16 protein-coding genes and 1 riboswitch are annotated in these 19304 nt (G+C 61.2%); of the genes, 10 read left to right on the forward strand and 6 right to left on the reverse strand.

The window, feature by feature from the left end; genetic code table 11:
• Positions 1-141: 141 nt before the first annotated feature.
• Positions 142-1194, reverse strand: coding sequence for a LacI family DNA-binding transcriptional regulator (locus tag D4100_RS10590; protein ID WP_119804298.1), 1053 nt, complete (start codon positions 1192-1194; stop codon positions 142-144).
• 206 nt (positions 1195-1400) lie between these two features.
• Between D4100_RS10590 and D4100_RS10595 the strand changes: the two genes are divergently transcribed.
• The 4 genes from D4100_RS10595 (at position 1401) to D4100_RS10610 (ending at position 6637) form a co-directional block, all read left to right on the forward strand.
• Entirely contained in the window at positions 1401-2429 is a 1029-nt protein-coding gene (locus tag D4100_RS10595) for an ABC transporter substrate-binding protein (protein WP_006319344.1), read from the forward strand.
• 107 nt (positions 2430-2536) lie between these two features.
• Positions 2537-4765, forward strand: coding sequence for an ABC transporter permease (locus tag D4100_RS10600; protein WP_119804299.1), 2229 nt, complete (start codon positions 2537-2539; stop codon positions 4763-4765).
• Complete coding sequence (locus D4100_RS10605; RefSeq protein WP_119804300.1) at positions 4762-5823, forward strand: ABC transporter ATP-binding protein; 1062 nt, start codon at positions 4762-4764, stop codon at positions 5821-5823. Before D4100_RS10600 ends, D4100_RS10605 begins: the two co-directional genes overlap by 4 nt.
• Before the next feature lie 25 nt (positions 5824-5848).
• Positions 5849-6637, forward strand: a complete 789-nt coding sequence (locus tag D4100_RS10610) for an inositol monophosphatase family protein (protein WP_119804301.1) — start codon at positions 5849-5851, stop codon at positions 6635-6637.
• 92 nt (positions 6638-6729) lie between these two features.
• On the opposite strand, the gene gap is transcribed toward D4100_RS10610, so the two are convergent.
• The 4 genes from gap to D4100_RS10630 all read right to left on the reverse strand — a co-directional run bounded on the left by gap (position 6730) and on the right by D4100_RS10630 (position 10657).
• Positions 6730-7740: a type I glyceraldehyde-3-phosphate dehydrogenase gene (gap, locus tag D4100_RS10615; RefSeq protein ID WP_006319352.1), complete on the reverse strand. Its 1011-nt coding sequence runs from the start codon at positions 7738-7740 to the stop codon at positions 6730-6732.
• A gap of 80 nt (positions 7741-7820) precedes the next feature.
• On the reverse strand, positions 7821-8795 hold the full coding sequence (locus D4100_RS10620; RefSeq protein ID WP_006319353.1) for a GlxA family transcriptional regulator: 975 nt from the start codon (positions 8793-8795) through the stop codon (positions 7821-7823).
• A 77-nt stretch (positions 8796-8872) separates the two neighbouring features.
• Positions 8873-9607 (reverse strand): SDR family NAD(P)-dependent oxidoreductase, encoded by a 735-nt coding sequence (locus tag D4100_RS10625; RefSeq protein WP_006319354.1) that lies wholly within the window; start codon positions 9605-9607, stop codon positions 8873-8875.
• 27 nt (positions 9608-9634) lie between these two features.
• Positions 9635-10657, reverse strand: a complete 1023-nt coding sequence (locus tag D4100_RS10630) for an LLM class flavin-dependent oxidoreductase (RefSeq protein ID WP_119804302.1) — start codon at positions 10655-10657, stop codon at positions 9635-9637.
• Positions 10658-10817: 160 nt separating this feature from the next.
• A riboswitch (TPP riboswitch) is annotated at positions 10818-10920 on the forward strand.
• A 62-nt stretch (positions 10921-10982) separates the two neighbouring features.
• Between D4100_RS10630 and D4100_RS10635 the strand changes: the two genes are divergently transcribed.
• From D4100_RS10635 to D4100_RS10650, 4 genes are all read left to right on the forward strand, one after another.
• Positions 10983-11663, forward strand: coding sequence for a TenA family protein (locus tag D4100_RS10635; RefSeq protein WP_119804303.1), 681 nt, complete (start codon positions 10983-10985; stop codon positions 11661-11663).
• Complete coding sequence (locus tag D4100_RS10640; RefSeq protein ID WP_119804304.1) at positions 11660-12400, forward strand: ABC transporter ATP-binding protein; 741 nt, start codon at positions 11660-11662, stop codon at positions 12398-12400. The genes D4100_RS10635 and D4100_RS10640 overlap by 4 nt, the downstream gene beginning before the upstream one ends.
• Positions 12397-13164, forward strand: coding sequence for an ABC transporter permease (locus D4100_RS10645; protein ID WP_119804305.1), 768 nt, complete (start codon positions 12397-12399; stop codon positions 13162-13164). The genes D4100_RS10640 and D4100_RS10645 overlap by 4 nt, the downstream gene beginning before the upstream one ends.
• 164 nt (positions 13165-13328) lie before the next feature.
• Positions 13329-14264, forward strand: a complete 936-nt coding sequence (locus D4100_RS10650; protein ID WP_119804306.1) for an ABC transporter substrate-binding protein — start codon at positions 13329-13331, stop codon at positions 14262-14264.
• 64 nt (positions 14265-14328) lie between these two features.
• Here D4100_RS10650 and D4100_RS10655 read toward each other — a convergent pair whose 3' ends face one another.
• A complete protein-coding gene (locus D4100_RS10655; RefSeq protein ID WP_119804307.1) occupies positions 14329-15060 on the reverse strand; it encodes an ABC transporter substrate-binding protein in 732 nt (243 codons plus the stop codon).
• Between the two features lie 298 nt (positions 15061-15358).
• Between D4100_RS10655 and opgB the strand changes: the two genes are divergently transcribed.
• Together opgB and D4100_RS10665 are read left to right on the forward strand one after the other, a co-directional pair.
• Entirely contained in the window at positions 15359-17662 is a 2304-nt protein-coding gene (gene opgB, locus D4100_RS10660) for a phosphatidylglycerol--membrane-oligosaccharide glycerophosphotransferase (protein ID WP_119804308.1), read from the forward strand.
• A 154-nt stretch (positions 17663-17816) separates the two neighbouring features.
• On the forward strand, positions 17817-19277 hold the full coding sequence (locus D4100_RS10665) for an AMP nucleosidase (RefSeq protein ID WP_119804309.1): 1461 nt from the start codon (positions 17817-17819) through the stop codon (positions 19275-19277).
• Positions 19278-19304: the final 27 nt, after the last annotated feature.

Genomic DNA, 19304 nt, shown 5'->3' on the forward strand with positions numbered 1-19304 from the left:
ATAGCGGAATATTTCAGCTTACTCAGAACATAGTGCGGCTGCCATGCAGCCGTTTTATTTGTTCAAAAGAGACCTGCGTGGCGATCCGGCTGAACCGAGCTGGCTGGCGGGGCATCATCGCCCCATGCCGGCGCGCCGCTCTCAGCCGCCGCGAATGGTGCCGCGCCAAATAAAGTCGGCATGATACATCCGCGTTTCGCCCGGTATTTCCTGCCCCAGCGCGGGCGCCATAATCTCTTCGTTCTCCTCTTTCGCCACCAGCCACGCCACCGCATCCCGGGCGAACTGCTCCACCGGTTGGGTAAAGGTAGTGAGGTTGTAGGATGACCACGCCGCCTGCGGAATATCATCGTACCCGGCAACGCAAAGATCCTCTGGAATACGCAGCGCAAAACGATGGCGCGCCTCATCCATAAAACCGCAAGCCAGCAGATCGGTGACGCAGAACACCGCATCGGGCCGCTCCCGGCGGGTTAACAGGCGGTGCGCCAGAATTTGCCCGCTCTCATACGACGTGGTGCCAAAACGCTCGACGCTCACCGCCAGCCCCGCCGCTTCCGCCGCCCGGAGAAAACCGCGCTCGCGCGCCATCAGGCTTGGCGTGCCCGCCAGCGAGTTGGCAAAGGCGATCCGCCGGCACCCGGCGCGGGCAAACGCCATCACCACCTTGCCGGCCGCCTCTTCGTTATCCAGGTTGATGCTGAGCGAACCCGGCAGCGCGTCATTACGGTTAATCAACACCAGCCGCTGGCCGTGCCGGTGGCACAGGCGGGCGATGGCGCTGTCCGGCATGCCGGAGAGCACAAAAGAGGCATCGGCGCGAAAGTTAATCGCCTGCTGCAACGCCTGAGATACGCTGTCGTCCGAACGATCGGTGTTAATCAACATGGCGATTTTTCCCGCCTCCTGCAAATGCTGGGTCAGCAAGCGCACCAGGCTGGCCCGGTAAGGCGTCGCCAGCTCGGACACGATCAGGCAAACAATGCCGCTGCGATTGCGCACCAATCCCCGCGCCAAATGATTAACGTGGTATCCCAACTGTTCCGCCGCCCGCATCACCCTTTCGCGGGTCGCCGCCGAGACGCTGGCCCCGGGCGTATAGGTGCGCGACACCGCCGATCGGGATACCCCGGCCAACTCCGCTACGTCTTTGGCACTGATCATTGCCTTGTCTACCGCCATGGTTACATCCATCCGTTATGCGCTCCGGGAAAGTTTGCCGCACTTTGCAAAGCTGTGCAAATTTATTGCAGAAAATTTGTTTCATTTTTGTGACGAATAGGTTGAATTGTTCTATATCGCAATTGACAGCACAATTTTTATCCTCTAGTTATTTGCACACACGTGCAAAAAAAATGGCGACAACGTATCGCCACCCTACACAAAACCAGGAGAACACCATGCATCGAGTCACCCTGATGGCGGTCCTCACCGCCGGCTCCGCGCTCTCGGCCCTGCCGGCCCACGCCGCCGGAAAACTGAATATGATCTGTTCCGCCGATGTCGTGGTCTGCGAACAAATGACCACGCTTTTCGAGAAACAGCACCCGGATGTCAACGTAAGTATGGTGCGTTTGTCCGCCGGGGAAGCCTATGCACGCATCCGCACCGAAGCGCGTAACCCGCGCACCGATATTTGGTGGGCAGGCACCGGCGATCCTCATATGCAGGCCGCCAACGAAGGTTTGACCCAGCCCTATAAATCGCCGCTGCTTGACCAACAGCACGACTGGGCGCGCAAGCAGGCGGAGAGTGCCGACTACCGCACCGTGGGCGTCTACGCCGGTGCGCTGGGCTGGGGCTACAACACCAAGCTGCTGGCGGAGAAAAAACTCAAAGTCCCCGCCTGCTGGGCCGATCTGCTGGATCCGGCTTACAAGGGCGAGATCCAGATGGCCAACCCGAACTCCTCCGGCACCGCCTACAACACCCTCGCCACGCTGGTGCAAATCATGGGGGAAGACAAGGCCTTCGATTACCTGAAAAAACTCAACGCCAATATTTCGCAGTACACCAAATCGGGTTCCGCACCGGTTAAAGCGGCGGCCCGCGGCGAAACGACGGTAGGCATCGTCTTTATGCACGATGCGGTGGCGATGCAGGTCGATGGTTTTCCGGTGAAGGCCATAGCGCCCTGCGAGGGCACCGGGTTTGAAATCGGTTCAATGTCGATTGTCAAAGGCGCGCGTAACCTCGCCAATGCCAAACTGTGGTACGACTGGGCGCTCGGCGCCGAAGCTCAGTCGCACATGAAAGACGCCAAATCCTTCCAACTGCCGTCAAACCGCGAAGCGGCGATCTCCGAGTATGCGCCGCGCTTCGAGAACATCAAACTGATCGACTACGACTTTAAAACCTACGGCGCCACGGAAAAACGCAAAGAGCTGCTCAGCCGCTGGGATAAAGAGATCGGCGCCAGCGCGCAGTAATTCCCGTCCATTCCCTCTCGCACTTTCTGCAATTACCGGTAAACCGGGCGTGGCAGGCCGCGCCCACCCGGCATGCAGAGAAGGAATCATGAACGATCGAGGTTACGATGAATGCTCAAAACCGCCGCGTAGACGTGGCTCTTGTGCTGGGCGCGCTCGCATTGATGCTGCTGCCCTGGTACAGCCAGGAAGCCGGATTCTTCGACTTCAGTTGGCTAAATACGCTGTGGCGGGATCGCGAAAGCGCCCCCGCGCTGTGGCAAATCCTGGTTTTTCAACGCCCGTGGCTGGCTATCGCGCTGCTGTTGCTGCTGGTGTGTTCGCTGGGCCGCCTGCTGCAGGTGGGCCGGCTGCGCTCGCAGTTACTGATGTCTGTCGCCGCCACCGGCATAATCTTCCTGCTGTTTGAAGGCCACGCCATCGGTTACGGCGGCTGGAACTGGCAATGGAGCGAGCAGCTGTTTGGCGCGCTCGGCGACGGCCAACCCGCCTTTGGCGCCGGCGCTATTGCATTGCTCACCGCGTTTTTGCTGCTGTTCTCTTTTGGGCTGGCCGAGCGCGGCGTGCTGAAGGGCGACGCCTTTGTGGTGTCCTCGATTGTGCTGCTGGTCGCGTTGGTCACCACCTTCGTGCTTTATCCGGTACTGAGCATGTTTGTCGCCTCGGTGCAGGACGCAGACGGCGCGTTTAAACCGGACGGCCTGATCGCCAATATGCAGGATCCGGCGATCTGGAGCCTCGGTTGCCTGAACGGCGGCAGTTGCGGCACCGCCTGGCGCACCCTGTGGCTGGCGCTGATGACCGCCGGCGGATCGACGCTGCTCGGCCTGGCCTTTGCGCTGGCCGCTACCCGCACGCCGCTGCCGTTCAAAAAAGGGCTGCGCCTGCTCAGCGTGCTGCCGATCATCACGCCGCCGTTCGTCATCGGCCTGGCGCTGATGCTGCTGTTTGGCCGTTCCGGCATCGTCACCGAGCTGCTTTCCACCCTGTTCGGCATCGAGCCGGGGCGTTGGCTGTATGGCCTGACCGGGATCTGGATTGCCCAGGTGCTTTCTTTTACCCCCATCGCCTTTTTGGTGCTGATTGGCGTGGTGGAAGGCGTCAGCCCTTCGCTGGAAGAAGCCTCGCAAACGCTGCGCGCCAACCGCTGGCGCACCTTCCGTTACGTTTCGCTGCCGCTGATGGCACCCGGTCTGGCCAATGCTTTCCTGATCAGCTTTATCGAAAGCATGGCGGATTTCGGCAACCCTATGGTGCTCGGCGGCAGCCACGGCGTGCTCTCGACCGAGATCTTCTTCTCGGTGGTGGGGGCGCAAAACGATCCGAGCCGCGCGGCAGTGCTGGCGATCATCCTGCTGTGCTTTACCCTCAGCGCTTTTGTGTTGCAGCGCCTGTGGCTGGCAGGCAAAAGCTTCGCCACCGTGACCGGCAAAGGCGATTCCGGCATGCACTGCGGCCTGCCGCGCGGGCTGCGCTATGGCGTCTACGGGCTGGTGATCCCCTGGGGCCTGTTCACGCTGGTGGTTTACGGCATGATTTTAATCGGCGGTTTTGTTCAGTCGTGGGGGTTGGACAACAGCCTGACCCTGGCGCATTACACCCGAGCATTCGGCTTCCAATGGAGCGGCGGCCAAATCCTCTGGACCGGCGTCGCCTGGAACTCGTTCTGGACCACCCTGGAAATCGCGCTGATCGCCGCACCGCTCACGGCCATCGTCGGCCTGCTCACCGCCTGGCTGATCGTCCGGCAGAAGTTTGCCGGCCGCCAGACCTTCGAGTTTATGTTGATGCTCAGCTTTGCCATCCCCGGCACGGTGATCGGCGTCAGTTACATCATGGCTTATAACCTGCCGCCGCTGGAAATCACCGGCACCGCCCTGATCCTGGTTGCCTGCTTTGTGTTCCGCAACATGCCGGTTGGCGTGCGCGGGGGCATCGCCGCCATGAGCCAACTGGACCGCAGCCTGGATGAGGCGTCGCTGACGCTGCGCGCCGGCAGCTTCCGCACTCTGCGCAAAGTGATTTTACCGCTGTTGAAACCCGCCATCAGCGCAGCCCTGGTCTATGCCTTCGTGCGGGCGATTACCTCCATCAGCGCGGTGATTTTTCTGGTCAGCGCCCAGTACAACATGGCCACCTCCTACATCGTCGGGCTGGTCGAAAACGGGGAATACGGCGTGGCTATCGCCTACTCTTCGGTGCTTATCGTGGTGATGCTGGCGGTGATCCTCACTTTCCAGCTGCTGGTCGGCGAACGTCGCCTGCGCCGCGTATCCCGTATCGCCACACCGCCGGTAGCATCGCCGCCGGCCTTACAACAGGAGACTGCCGTATGACTGCCATTCGTTCCGGCTCGGTGGTGTTTGAAAACGTCACCAAACAGTTTGCCGATTTCACCGCCCTGCCCGGCCTCTCGCTTACCGTCGAACCAGGCACGCTGGTGACGCTGCTCGGCCCCTCGGGCTGCGGCAAAACCACCACCCTGCGCCTGCTGGCCGGCCTGGAGCACCCGACCACCGGGCGCATCCTTATCGGCGGCAAAGAGGTGACCCATCTGCCCGCCAACGAGCGCGACGTGGCGATGGTGTTTCAATCCTATGCGTTGTTCCCCCATATGAACGCGCTGGACAACGTCATGTACGGCCTGCTCGCCAGCAAGCTGTCGCGCAAAGAGGCGCAGGATCGGGCGCACGAAGGGCTGAAGCTGGTCGGGCTGGAAAATATGGGCAAGCGCCTGCCCGCCGAGCTGTCCGGCGGCCAGCAGCAGCGCATCGCGGTGGCGCGCGCGCTGGTACTGGAACCGCAGGTACTGCTGCTCGATGAGCCCTTATCCAATCTTGACGAGCGACTGCGGCGCCGCGTACGCACCGAGATCCGCGATTTGCAACAGCGCCTAGGGTTCACTGCGGTGTACGTGACCCACGATCAGGAAGAGGCGCTGGCGGTGTCCGATAAGATTATCGTCATGAAAGAAGGGCATATTGCCCAACAGGGTGCGCCGCAAGAGCTTTATCACTCGCCCGCATCGGTATTTATCGCCGACTTTATGGGCGAGGCCAATATCCTGCCCTGCGACATTGAACGGGTGGACGGCGGCGAGGCGCTGATCAGTCTCGGCAGCCGTCAGTATCGGGTGCCGGGTGCCAAAGCGCGCCCCGGCGCCGCGCAACTGTCCGTGCGGCCGCAATTCATTACTCTGCATGCGGAGCAGGCCGGCGCATTGAACGGCGAGGTGACCCACAGCACCTGGCTCGGTGACCATATCGAGTATGAAGTGAAGACCGACCTCGGCGCCCTGTTTATCGTCGATGTGCAAATGGAACGCCAACTGGCGCCGGCCACGCGCGTGGCCATTGATTTCAAACCTCAGGGGCTGGCGCTGATTGCCCAGTGACGGCCCGCAACATTAAGGATCTGCTATGAACGAACAAATCTCCCAGCGTCTGGCGCTGGCCGAACGGGTGGCGCGCGAGGCGGGAGCCAAGGCGCTGGACTATTTCAACCGTCGCGAAAGCCTGGTGATTGAAACCAAACGCGATGCGCAGGATGTGGTGTCGATCGCCGACCGTGAAGTCGAGCTGCTGATCCGCGGGCAGATCGCCCTGGGGTTCCCGGACGACGGTTTTCTCGGCGAAGAGTTCGGCCTGCAGCCCGGCGGCTCGGGTTATAACTGGGTGGTCGATCCTATTGACGGCACCAGCCCCTTCGTCAACGGCATGCCCAACTGGTGCGTGTCCATTGCCGTCATTTATCAGGGCGAGCCGGTAATCGGCGTGATCATGGCGCCCTGCCAACAGGAATGCTTCGTTGCCGCACAAGGCGCGGGCGCCACGCTCAATGGCAAAGCGCTGCATGTGGATCCGGCGCGCACCTTGCAAAACCACATCACCGGATTTGGCGCCAACAGCTACGTGGCACCTGAGCGCGTCGGTGAAATCGCCGCCGAGATCACGGCGGTCGGCGGTAATTTCTTCCGCAACGGTTCCGGCGCCATGATGCTGGCATGGGTGGCTGCCGGGCGGCTGGTCGGCTATTACGAACCTTATATGCACGCCTGGGACTGTCTGGCGGGTTATTGCCTGGTGAACGAGGCCGGCGGTTGGACACATCCGTTTAACGCACAGGGGGAACAGTTGTTGCGCGGTGCTCCGGTGCTGGCGGTGGCCCCTGGGGCCAAAGACGAGTTAATGCGTATCGCGCGGTTATGATGCTGCGCTGAAAAAAATCGTCCCCAAAGGGGACGATTTTCTGGCGTTTGACATGGCGGCGCAACATGCTGCGCCCCTGCTCCGGCAACCGGCTACAATCCGCGTTTTTCCATCAGCAGCGCGAGATCGACCAGGCGGTTGGAGAAACCCCATTCGTTGTCGTACCAGGCGAGGATCTTGACCAGCTTGCCGCCGATGACCAGGGTAGACAACCCGTCGATAATGGACGAACGCGGGTCGCCTTTATAATCGCTAGACACCAAAGGTTCGTCGCTGTAGCCAAGGATCCCCTTGAGCGGCCCCGACTCCGCCGCCTGGCGGAAGGCCGCATTGATTTCGTCGATCGTCGCTTCGCGTTTCAACGTCACCGTTAAATCAACGATAGATACCACCGGTACCGGCACCCGCAGCGAGTAGCCGGTCAGGCGGCCATCCAGCTCCGGGATCACCTTGCCGAGCGCTTTGGCCGCGCCGCTGGAGTAAGGCACAATCGACTGAGCGGCGGCCCGTGCGCCGCGTAAATCTTTTTCCGGCTGATCGTGCAGCGCCTGGCTATTGGTGTAGGCGTGGGTGGTGTTCATCAGGCCGTATTCAATGCCGAAGGTGTGATGCAACACCTGCGCGGCAGGCGCCAGCCCGTTGGTGGTGCAACTGCCGTTACTTACCACCCGATGCCTGGCCGGATCGTAATCCTGATGGTTAACGCCCATTACTATGGTGATGTCGTCGTTTTTTGCCGGCGCCGAGATGATAACGCGTTTGGCTCCGCCTTTCGTGATGTGCACTTCGGCCTGGCTTTTGTCGGTAAAGAAGCCCGTCGCTTCGATCACGATGTCGACGCCGACGCTGTTCCACGGAATTGCGCCCGGATCTCTTTCAGAGAAAACATGAATCGGTCTGCCATCCAGCAGCAGCTGGTTTTCACCGGCCTCGACGCTGGCGGCCAAGGTGCCTGACAGCGAGTCGTATTTCAGCAGATGCGCCAGGGTTTTGCTGTCGGTCAAATCGTTGATCGCGACAACCTGAAAGTCACTGCGCCCTAACGCCGCGCGTAAAACATTGCGCCCGATTCTGCCGAAACCGTTAATGCCTACTTTGACCATGATCTACCCCTTCGTTATTGTCTCTGTCTGCCAATCTAGCCGGGAGAGACTCTTGGCGTAAATGACGTTTACAGATCAATTTACGCCAAATTGCGGGAGTGGAAACGATCGCGGTACTCGGTTGGCGTCAGCTGCAGGTTTCTTTCGAACACGCGCCGCAGGTTGAGGCCATTGCCGAAGCCGGTGGTCACGGCGATATGCTCAATGCCTTCCGTACTCTGCTCCAGACGCTGCCTGGCGGTATGCAAACGCCCTTCTTCGACGAATTTGGCGGGGGAGATGCCGGTCTCGCGGGTGAAAACGCGCGTAAAGTTTCGCGGGCTCATGGCGACCCTTTCGGCCAGTTTCTCAACGGAAAGATCGCCGTCCAGGTTTTCCAGGATCCAGGACTGGAGATCGCGGATCGGGCCTGGCGTTTTGGCCTGATTCAACGGATAGCGGCTGAACTGCAACTGGCCGCCGGGGCGACGGAGAAACATCACCAGATCTTGCGCCACTTCGCGCGCCTGAATAAAACCGTAATCGTCTTCAACCAGCGCCAGGGTGAGGTCGAAACCGGAGCTGACGCCGCCGGAGGTCCAGACCGGCCCGTCCTGAACGTAGATCGGCCCGTTTTCGACCTTTACCTTCGGGTAACGAGATTGCAGGGTATCCAGCAAGCGCCAGTGCGTCGTCGCCCGGCGTCCTTCGAGCAAACCGGCCTCGGCAAGCAGCAAGGCCCCGCCGCAAACGGAAGCGATGCGGCGTGCATTGGGCGCGGCGCGGCGGAGCCAGCCTGCGACAAACGCGCCTTCTTCCTCGGTCGCCCCCTTTCCGGTGACAATGACAGTGTCACGTTCCTGTTCAGGGTCGAGATCGGCAAGGCGATGATCGGCCAGCAAATTCAACCCGGACGACCCATGCACCACCCGATGAGATTGCGTGGTGGCGACCTCGATCCGATAAAGCGGAGCGTCGTTGGGCCGCAAGCGGTTGGCTTGCATCAGGATGTCGGCGATACCCGCCGACTCAAACAGCATGCCCCCTTCGGGGACGATAATCAGGAATGTATGCATGGCCTTAAAATACAAATTGAGCAAAATAAGTCAATAACGCACATTCCATGCCACCCCGGCTGACACCGTTTTTCCGCTCAGGACATCGCCAGCGCTACGCCCGTAACGCGTTCAAGCTCCGCCAGCAACGCATCCTGAAAAGCCGGATCGCGCGCGGCGGCATGCGGCTCCAGACGGCGCTGGTGATGCCAATAACCGCCGGAAACGCCGGCCTGCGCATCTGCGCTGGTCACCAGCCACTCCTGCGTCAGGTGCCCCAGGCGAAGATCGTCGGGTGCGTTTTCCCCACCCATTTTGGTCGGCACCCAGCCGGGATCGACCGCGCTACTGACCACGCCCGGCCAGCGGCGGGCCACGGCGGCGGCGAGCGCCGTCACAAACAGTTTGCTGTCCGAATAAGAGACGGCGGTGTGCCCGCGCCAGTCCACCTTTTCCAACGCGGCACGGCCGTCAAAATGCATGCCGCTGCTCAAATACACCAACCGCGCCGGGCGAGCGATAAGTGCCGTCAACAGATAAGGCGCGATCACGTTGACCGCCAGCACCTGCGGCCCGGTGAAAACGCCGGCATTGTGAATAACCGCATCCGGACGCCCGATGCGGTTCACCTGCTCGGCCACCTCTCGGGTCTGCTGCAGATCAGACAAATCGCCGGTGACCGCCAGCGCGCCGCGGTCCAGCAAATCGCGTACGCCGTGGAGCCGGCCCGGCTCACGCGCGTGAACGATCACCTGATGCCCTTCGCCCAGCAGGGTTGCCGCCGCCGCGCGCCCCAACCCGTCCGCCGAGCCGGTAATGAAAATACGAGACATGGCCGGTTTCCTTTTATTTTTGAGACATCAACGCCACCCCAACGCCGGGGCGACATGGGTGAGGATCGACTCAATCACGTGCGCGTTGTAATCGACGCCCAACTGGTTAGGCACGGTTAACAGCAAGGTGTCCGCTTCGGCAATGGCTTCGTCCTGCGCCAGCTGTTTGATCAGCTCTTCCGGCTCGGCGGCGTAGCTGCGGCCGAAAATCGCCCGGGTTTGCTGGTCGATATACCCGACCTGATCGCCTTCCTTGCCGCTGCCGCCGAAGTAGCTGCGGTCCTGCTGGTTCATCAGCGCAAAGATGCTGCGGCTGACCGACACGCGCGGCTCGCGCGGGTGGCCCGCTTCCTTCCAGGCGGCGCGGTAAGCGCGGATCTGGTTGGCCTGCTGAATGTGGAAGGGTTCGCCGGTTTCGTCGTTTTTCAGCGTCGAGCTTTGCAGGTTCATCCCCAGTTTTGCCGCCCACACCGCGGTGGCGTCGGAGCTGGCGCCCCACCAGATGCGGTCGCGCAGGCCGGCGGAGAAAGGTTCGATACGCAGCAGCCCCGGCGGATTGGGGAACATCGGCTGCGGGTTCGGCTCGGCAAAACCCTCACCGCGCAGCGCGTCGAGCAACACCTCGGTGTGGCGACGGGCCATATCGGCCTCGGTCTCGCCTTCTGCCGGCGTATAGCCAAAATAGCGCCAACCTTCGATAACCTGCTCGGGCGAGCCGCGGCTGATACCGAGTTGCAGCCGCCCGCCTGAAATCAGATCGGCGGCTCCGGCGTCTTCCACCATATAAAGCGGGTTTTCATAGCGCATATCAATCACGCCGGTGCCGATCTCAATGCGTTGGGTTTTGGCGCCGACGGCGGCCAACAGCGGGAACGGGGAACTGAGCTGGCGGGCGAAGTGATGCACGCGGAAATAGGCACCGTCCGCCCCGAGCTCCTCTGCGGCGACCGCAAGATCGATGGATTGCAGCAGCGCATCCGCCGCCGAACGGGTACCGGACTGTGCCGAAGGCGTCCAGTGGCCAAAAGAGAGAAAGCCGATCTTCTTCATGGGGAGTGTTCCTCAGAGTCAACGTTACCGGATTACAGTGCAAAAATGCCGCCGCCGGTGCCAGAAAAATCGTCGCGGACCGCACTAAACGAACCGATTGTCGCCCCCGCCGATCCTCCTCGCCCGAGCATTGTAATCAAAAAGCAAATATCGTATAACAGGCTCCTCCGAGGGGTGTCCTGTTACGGGCTGAGATGGCGCAAGCCGAACCCTTTGAACCTGATCTGGGTCATGCCAGCGAAGGGACGGGTCGGCAATCACTCTCTCGGTCATTGCCTGTTCATACCTCAGCGCGCCCGGATCTCCACTCACTTTTGGAGGTCCCATGTTTACTCCCCTTTTCGATAACGGTCTTTACGGGCGGCTGCGCCAACAGGCAGGCGCGGACTGGCAGGACTACGTTGCTCATCCTTTTATTCAGCAACTGGCCGCCGGCACGCTGCCTGAATCCGCGTTCCGCCGCTATCTGACCCAGGATTATCTGTTCCTGATCCACTTCGCCCGCGCCTACGCCCTGCTGGTGAGCAAGCTGCGCACGCTGCCGGAGATGCGCGCGGCCACCGCTTCGCTCAATGCCATCGTCGCCGAGCTGCCTTTACATCTGGCTTACTGCGCCGGTTGGGGGCTGGGCGAACCCGAGATTGCCGCCGAACCCGAGGCGGCGGAAACCCTGAACTACACCCGCTATGTGCTCGATATCGGCCACTCCGGCGATGCGCTGGATCTGCTGGCGGCGCTGATGCCTTGCGTCGCAGGCTATGCCGAGATTGGCCTGCGCCTGCTTGACGACCCGGCGACGGTGATGGCGGGCAATCCTTACGCCTCGTGGATCCGCAACTATGGCGATAAAAACTATCTGGCCGGCGTGCAAGCGGCCCTCGATCTGCTGGAAACCGTAGGCCACCAGCGTGGCGCAGAAAGCCGCTTTGCCGAGCTTGCGGGGATTTTCACCACCGCCACCCGGCTGGAGTCCGCCTTCTGGCAGATGGGGCTGAACGCCTCATGAGTGAGCGCATCACGCCGCCCGGCATTCAGGTGCGGGATCTCAGCCTGCGCTTTGGCCGACAGGTGATTTTCGATCGGCTGAGTTTCGATATTGCCGGCGGCAGCGTTGTCGCCCTGCTCGGCGCCAGCGGCGCGGGCAAAACCAGCCTGCTGAAGATTATCGCCGGGCTGATGCAGCCCACCGCCGGTGAAGTGACCGGCAGCGATGGCCTGCCGATAGCCGGCCGCATCGCCTATATGGGGCAAAAAGACCTGCTCTATCCGTGGCTGACCGTCGCCGAAAATATCAGCCTCGGTGCGCGGCTGCGCGGTGAAAAAGCCGACCGGGAATGGGCCGGACATCTGCTCGAACGCGTGGGGCTGAGCGGTTACGCCAAAGCTCTGCCCTCAGCGTTGTCCGGTGGCATGCGCCAGCGCGCCGCCATCGCGCGCACGCTGTATGAACGCCAGCCGATTGTGCTGATGGACGAACCCTTCTCGGCGCTGGACGCCATCACCCGCGCCATGATCCAAACCCTGGCGGCCGAGCTGCTGGCGCAGCATACCGTACTGTTGATTACCCATGATCCGATGGAAGCCTGCCGCCTGAGCCATCGCCTGCTGGTGCTTTCCCGCTACCCCGCCGGCATTGACGATACGCATGTCATCAGCGGCCTGCCGCCGCGTGCGCCGGACGATCCCCATCTGCTGAAAAGCCAGGGCGAGCTGTTGCAGCAACTGATAAGGGCCGCCGAATGAAGCCGCCCATTGAAAACCGCCTGTCGCGGGTGCGCCGCAGCCTGACGGTGTTCGCCGGTTTGCTGCTGCTGTGGTGGCTCATCACACTGGGCGATATTCCCGCCTTTTTGCTGCCCTCGCCCTCTGCGGTGGCGCAGGCGCTGTGGAACGGGCGCGCCTATCTCGCTTATCACACGCTGATCACCGCCTCGGAGATTGCCTGCGGGCTGGGGATTGGGGTGTTGCTCGGCGCCGCGCTGGCGCTGTGCATGATCTATTCACCCCGGCTGCAACGCTGGCTGATGCCGCTGGTGCTGACCAGTCAGGCGATACCGGTGTTTGCACTGGCGCCGCTGCTGGTGCTGTGGTTCGGCTTCGGCATGAGCGCCAAAGTGGCGATGGCGGTGCTGGTGATCTTCTTCCCGGTCACCTCCGCGTTCTTTGATGGGCTGCGCCGGGTCAATAACGATTATCTCGATCTGGCCCGCACCATGAGAGCTTCCCCCTGGGCGCAACTGCGCCATGTGCGGCTGATGGCGGCGCTGCCGGCCTTTGGCTCCGGGTTGCGCATGGCCACCGCCGTCGCGCCCATCGGCGCCATTATCGGCGAATGGGTCGGTTCGGCGGAGGGATTGGGCTACGTGATGCTGAACGCTAACGCGCGCATGCAGACCGACGTCTGCTTTGCCGCGCTGTTTATTTTGGTGCTGATGACCGTCTTGCTGTGGATGGCGGTGGATGCGCTGCTGCTGCGCCTGATCGACTGGGCGCCGGAAAACGACTGATAACTTTTTAACGACCGACAAAGCCCATTATTAGGGAGAGCGTGCCGAAGGGGTCGTAACGGCCTTGGCCGTCGGAGCGCCCCTCGGTGCGCTAGGCCCGGGTATCTCGAGCGTGAAGATAACATTGTCTCCAACTGATAACCTTTTAACGACTGGGGTAAGAAATGATCAAGCAAACCTTCTGCGGGCTGATGCTCAGCGCCGCTCTGGCCGGCAACGCTGCCGCCGCCGAAAAACTGACGCTGGTGCTCGACTGGTATATCAATCCCGACCACGCGCCGATCATGGTGGCCAAGCAGATTGGCGCCTTCAAGGCTGAAGGCCTCGAGGTCAAGATTGTGCCCCCTTCCGATCCGGCGCTGCCGCCGCGCCTGGTGGCGGCAAAACAGGCCGACCTCGCCATCACCTATCAGCCGCAACTGCACTTCTTCGCCGATCAGGGCCTGCCGCTGGTGCGCGTGGGCACCCTGATTAATTCGCCGCTCAATACCCTGATGACGCTGGACAAAAGCATCACCTCACCGGCGGATCTCAAGGGCAAGAAAATCGGCTATTCCGTCAGCGGCATCGAGCAGGCCACGCTGGCAACCATGGCCAAACATGCACATCTCGACCCGAACGACATGAAGCTGATTAACGTCAATTTCCAACTGACCAGCGCCCTGCTGGCGGGCCAGGTCGACGCAGTGATCGGCGGCTATCGCAACATTGAAGCGCTGGAGCTGAAACTGCAGGGGAAAAATCCGGTGGTGTTCAACGTCGAGGACTACGGCGTACCGGCCTATGACGAACTGATCATCGTCGCCAACCGCGACGCGGTAGCCGAGCCGAAGATCAGGAAATTCCTCGCCGCGCTGAAAAAAGGCAACGATTACCTGCAGGCTCACCCACAGGAAACCTGGCTGGCGTTCGCCAAAACCCACCCGGAGCTGAACACCGAACTGAACAAGCAGGCGTGGCAGGCGAGCTTGCCGCTGTTCGCCACCGATCCGGCCAGGCTGGACACCGTGCGCTACCAGGCTTACGAGCAATTCCTGTTCGACAATAAGCTGATCAAGAAAATCACCCCGGTGGAACAATACGCCGTGGAACTGCATTAAGGGTTATCCGCAAGGGCGCTGTATCCAGCGCCCCTACCCTTAACAAAAGCCCGTTGCAACCGCCTCACGCCGCAGGCGCCACCGCCACATCGCCCTGCCCGCTGCGTTTGAGCGCCTGCTGCACCAACCCGCTGGCCTTGCACCTTTCCACAAAACAGCGCACATAGGCCGCTCCCTGCTCTTTACCGCGCGGCACCGCCATCGCCTGGTGAATCGCGGTAAAATGCCCATCCAGCACCCGGTAGCCCGGGTTCGCCGCAGCGGCGGCAAGCAGCGGTTGACGCACGCCCGCTGCGGCGTCCAATCCCTGCTCGAAGAATAAGCTTATCGCTGCGGGAGAGGTCTCCGCACGCACCAACTGCGCCTGCTTCAAGGTGCGCGACAGGTACAGGTCATAGGCCGCGCCCTGGCCCACCGCAATGCGTATGCCAGGCCTGTCGAGCTCGGCGACCTGCCGATAAGCCGCCTCCTGCGCCACCAGATAGGTGCCTTCAATGATGACGTAAGGCGCACTGAAGGCGATTTGTTCCGCACGCACCGGTTCGATGGCCATAAAGGCGACATCCCAGGCGGCGGTTTCCAGCGCGGCGAAAACCTTGCCCGCCGCATCATAAGTCACCAGCTCCAGCGCCACGCCCAGCTCCTGCGCCAACGCGCCGGCCAGCGTGACCGACACGCCTTGCGGCTGCCCTTCCGGCCCCCATTGCGCCAGCACCGGGTTGCCTAAATTGATCGCCGCGCGCAGTACGCCATGCGGCGCCAAATCATCGAGCACGGTGGCGGAAATGCTATGCATGTTTACTCCTGAACGGGTTAATGCGCCTCGCCGGTCTGCAATCAGCGCCATTCATTAATGTTAGAGCCAAATGCCCGGCGAGCAATATTTCAGCGCTTTCCGCCTCTCAGTAGTGACTATGGTCACAATATTGTCACAAAATTGTTCATTCACGCCTGGCTGCCACCCCGTTGCGCAAACGCGCATTGACCCTGGCGCGTTCAATGCGCTATACCCTTCCTCTTTCGCGCTGCGGCAGGATCGGCAGCCTTTGCCAGGGCAGTTAAGATTTTCTTTTTAATCAGACAGGGTACGGTGGATGGTTTCAGCATTAGTCTCGTTCGCACTTTTTTTAGCCTCAATCTTTATCTACCGGAACAAGGCCGCCGCCAACCGCTGGTGGCTTTCCATTTTGCTGATCCTGCTGGGCAGCTATCTGGTTCTCAACGTTATTCTGATCGCCAGTAACTATTTTACCGGCGACGGCATCACCGATGCGGTGATCTACACCCTCACCAGCAGCATGAAAGGGGCCGGCGTCAGCAAATACGTGCTGCCGTTTATCGGCCTGCTGGCGGTGCTGGCGCTGATTTTCGCCGTGCTGGCCTGGAGCCTGGTGCGGCACAAAGCGAAAAGCAGCAGCGTGGTTTACAGCGTGATCGCCGTGCTGCTGGCGCTGTTTTCCGTCGGCACCACCCCGGCTTTTCAGGATATTTCGCTGCTGCTCAGAAGCCAGATTACCGGCGATACCGCCGATTTTTACACCTACTACAAAGCGCCGAAAAAGAGCCTGCAAGGCAAAGCGCCGAACCTGGTGTACATCTATGCCGAAAGCCTTGAGCGCACCTATTTCGACCCGGAAATCTTCCCCGATCTCGCCGACGAGCTGAATCGGCACCGTGAACACGGCATCGACTTCAGCAATACCCAGCAGTTGCCGGGCACCGGCTATACCATTGCCGGCATGGTGGCTTCGCAGTGCGGCATCCCGCTATTCGCCCCGTTCGACGGCAACGCCTCCAGCGCCGTTTCCACCTTTTACCCGGAAAACGTCTGCCTGGGCGACGTGCTGAAAGCCGCCGGCTACGACAATTATTTCTATCAGGGTGCCGAACTGGCCTTCGCCGGCAAAGACACCTTCCTGAAATCGCACGGTTTTGACCACGCCTACGGCTACAAGGAATTGCGCGAGCAGGTCCGCGATCCGGGTTACAAGAATGACTGGGGCTGGTACGACGATACCGTGCTGGACGTGGTTTTCGACAAGTTCGTCGAACTGTCGCAGCAGAACAAGAAGTTCTCGCTGTTTGCGCTGACCGTGGACACCCACCATCCGGATGGCTTTATCTCCGCCGGTTGCAGTAAAAAATCCTACCGTTGGCAGAACAAAGAGAACCGTTCGCTGAGCGCGGTGGCCTGTAGCCAGCAGCATATCGCGGCCCTGATCGACAAAATCAAAGGGTCGGCGTATTTCAAAAACACCGTGATCGTGGTGTCTTCCGATCATCTGGCGATGAACAACACCGCCTACGACATTCTGACCAAACAAAAACGCCGCAACCTGTTCTTTATTATCGACGGCAGGCAGCCACAAAGCGCACAGCATAACGAAAAGCGCAGCACGCTGGACAACGGCGCCACTGTGCTGGACGTGATGGGCGGCGACAACTATATCGGCCTCGGCCGCAGCAGCCTGTCCAGCCCTACGCTGGCGACCGTCTTCCTGAATATCGAAGAAAAAATCAACGGTTGGAAACCGGCGGTGGTGAAGCAATGGGGCTTCCCGAACAGCATTTCCGACTACCAGCTGGATACCCAGCGCAACAGCTTCACCTTCTCCGGCATCAGCTTCAAGGTGCCGTTTATCCTCAAGGTGACGGACAATAAAATCGAACCCATGTTTAACGTCTATCTTTCCACGCCGCTGAAAAAGCAGCTCGCCGGCCTGGGTGCCGGTGAAAAGTTTGTCTGGGTAGATAAATGCTATGAGATTGGCCGGGTGTGGGCGCCCGAACTGGCGCTGAGCACCGACACCTGCGTGGCCTCCGGCAATCTGGCCGCCCCGCCGCATATCGTGCAGGCCAAGGGCGGCAACTACCGCGGCAAAGTCAGCTTTACCGATCCCGCCGCGGACAGCGTTGCCGCCTACCAGAACGCCGTCGACAAACTGAAAGTGGACGACGCCGCCGTTAAATATCAGGCGGACGCCATCGCCTTTATGCTGCCGGGCATGCCGCAGCAGGTGAAAGCAATTACCGGCGTTTCCAGCGTCGAGGACTGGGGCCGCTGGTCGGACGCCAACCTCGCGCCGGCGGTCAACATCGACTATGTCGCCCCGCTGCCGCCGACCTTCGATCTGGTGCTGCGCGCCCGCGCCTACGGCAAAAACGTCGGTGCGCCGATCTCGGTACGCGTGGGCGACGAAGAGCAGTTCGTGTCGCTCGGCGAACAGGACACCACCGTCACCCTGCGCTTCAACAACCCCGCCGGTGCGCAAAACATCAGCATCACGCCACCTGCCCCGACCGAGCCGCAGGAAGGTGCCAGCGGCGGCTTTACCCCGAAAAAACGCGGCATTGGCCTGGTTTCGTTAAAAGTGGAACAGGCCGAGCCGGCCTCCTGATCGCAACGCCGCAGCGGTAGCCCTGCCGCTGCGGTTTGAAAAAGCTCCGGGATATTTTGGCAAAGCTTTTGCGCTCATCTTCGGCTAACCTGTTGCGGTGAATTGATATCTGCATGCTTCCCCGCCGCAAGGCAGGGAGAACCCAGGAGAGAGAATGAGTAGTCACCAATCCGGCACCGGCCTCACCCCCGCTCAGGCGATCGACCAGTTGGAAGCGCTGTATGACGCCTCGGTTACCGCGCTGCGCCAGGCAGTGGGCGATTTTATCAGTCACGGCAGCGTGCCCGACATACAAGCCCGCGCCGCTGGGCTGTTCGTCTACCCAGAGCTGCGCGTAAGTTGGGACGGGCAAAAATCCGGCCAGAGCAAAACCCGCGCTTTCGGCCGTTTTACCCATACCGGCCGCTACACCACCACCATTACCCGCCCGCAGCTGTTTCGCAGCTATTTGGCCGAGCAGCTGGCGATGCTGGAGCACGACTACGCCGCCCATATCGAAGTGGCGCCTTCGCAGCAGGAGATCCCTTTTCCGTATGTGATTGACGGCTCGAACCTGATGCTGGATCGCTCGATGAGCGCCAGCCTCGCGCAGCATTTCCCCACCACCGAGCTGGCGCAAATCGGCGATGAAACCGCCGACGGCCTGTTCAACGCCACCAGCACCTTTCCGCTGTCGCACTTCGACGCGCTGCGGGCCGATTTCTCGCTGGCGCGGCTGCGGCACTATACCGGCACCCCGGTGGAGCATTTTCAGCCCTTCGTGCTGTTCACCAACTACACCCGTTATGTGGATGAATTTGTCCGCTGGGCCTGCGCCGAGATAGCCAACCCGGACAGCCCTTATATTGCGCTGTCCAGCGCCGGCGGCATCTACATCACGCCGGAAACCACCGCGCCGGAACAGGCGGTGTCCGATCTGGCCTGGAAAAACCACCAGATGCCGGCCTACCACCTGATTTCGCGCAACGGCCAGGGCATTACGCTGATCAACATCGGCGTCGGCCCGTCCAACGCCAAAACCATTTGCGACCATCTGGCGGTGCTGCGCCCCAGCGCCTGGCTGATGATTGGCCACTGCGGCGGGCTGCGCGAAAGTCAGTCGATTGGCGATTACGTGCTGGCCCACGCCTACCTGCGTGACGATCACGTGCTGGATGCGGTGCTGCCGCCGGATATCCCGATCCCGAGCATCGCCGAAGTGCAGCGCGCACTGTATGACGCCACCAAAATGGTCAGCGGCATGCCGGGCGAAGAAGTGAAACAGCGCCTGCGTACCGGCACCGTGGTGACCACTGACGATCGCAACTGGGAGCTGCGCTACTCCGCCTCGGCGCTGCGCTTTAACCTCAGCCGCGCGGTGGCGGTGGATATGGAGAGCGCCACCATCGCGGCGCAGGGTTACCGCTTCCGGGTGCCTTACGGCACGCTGCTGTGCGTTTCCGACAAGCCGCTGCACGGTGAGATCAAGCTGCCGGGCCAGGCCAACCGCTTCTATGAGGGGGCGATCTCGGAACATCTGCAGATCGGCATCTGCGCCATCGATCTGTTGCGCGCCGAAGGCGACAAGCTGCATTCGCGCAAGCTGCGCACCTTCAACGAGCCGCCGTTCCGCTAACCTGCCTTTCAGGCCCACCGCGCGTGG

It is taken from the genome of Serratia inhibens, from assembly GCF_003591175.1.
GTDB lineage: Bacteria > Pseudomonadota > Gammaproteobacteria > Enterobacterales > Enterobacteriaceae > Serratia > Serratia inhibens.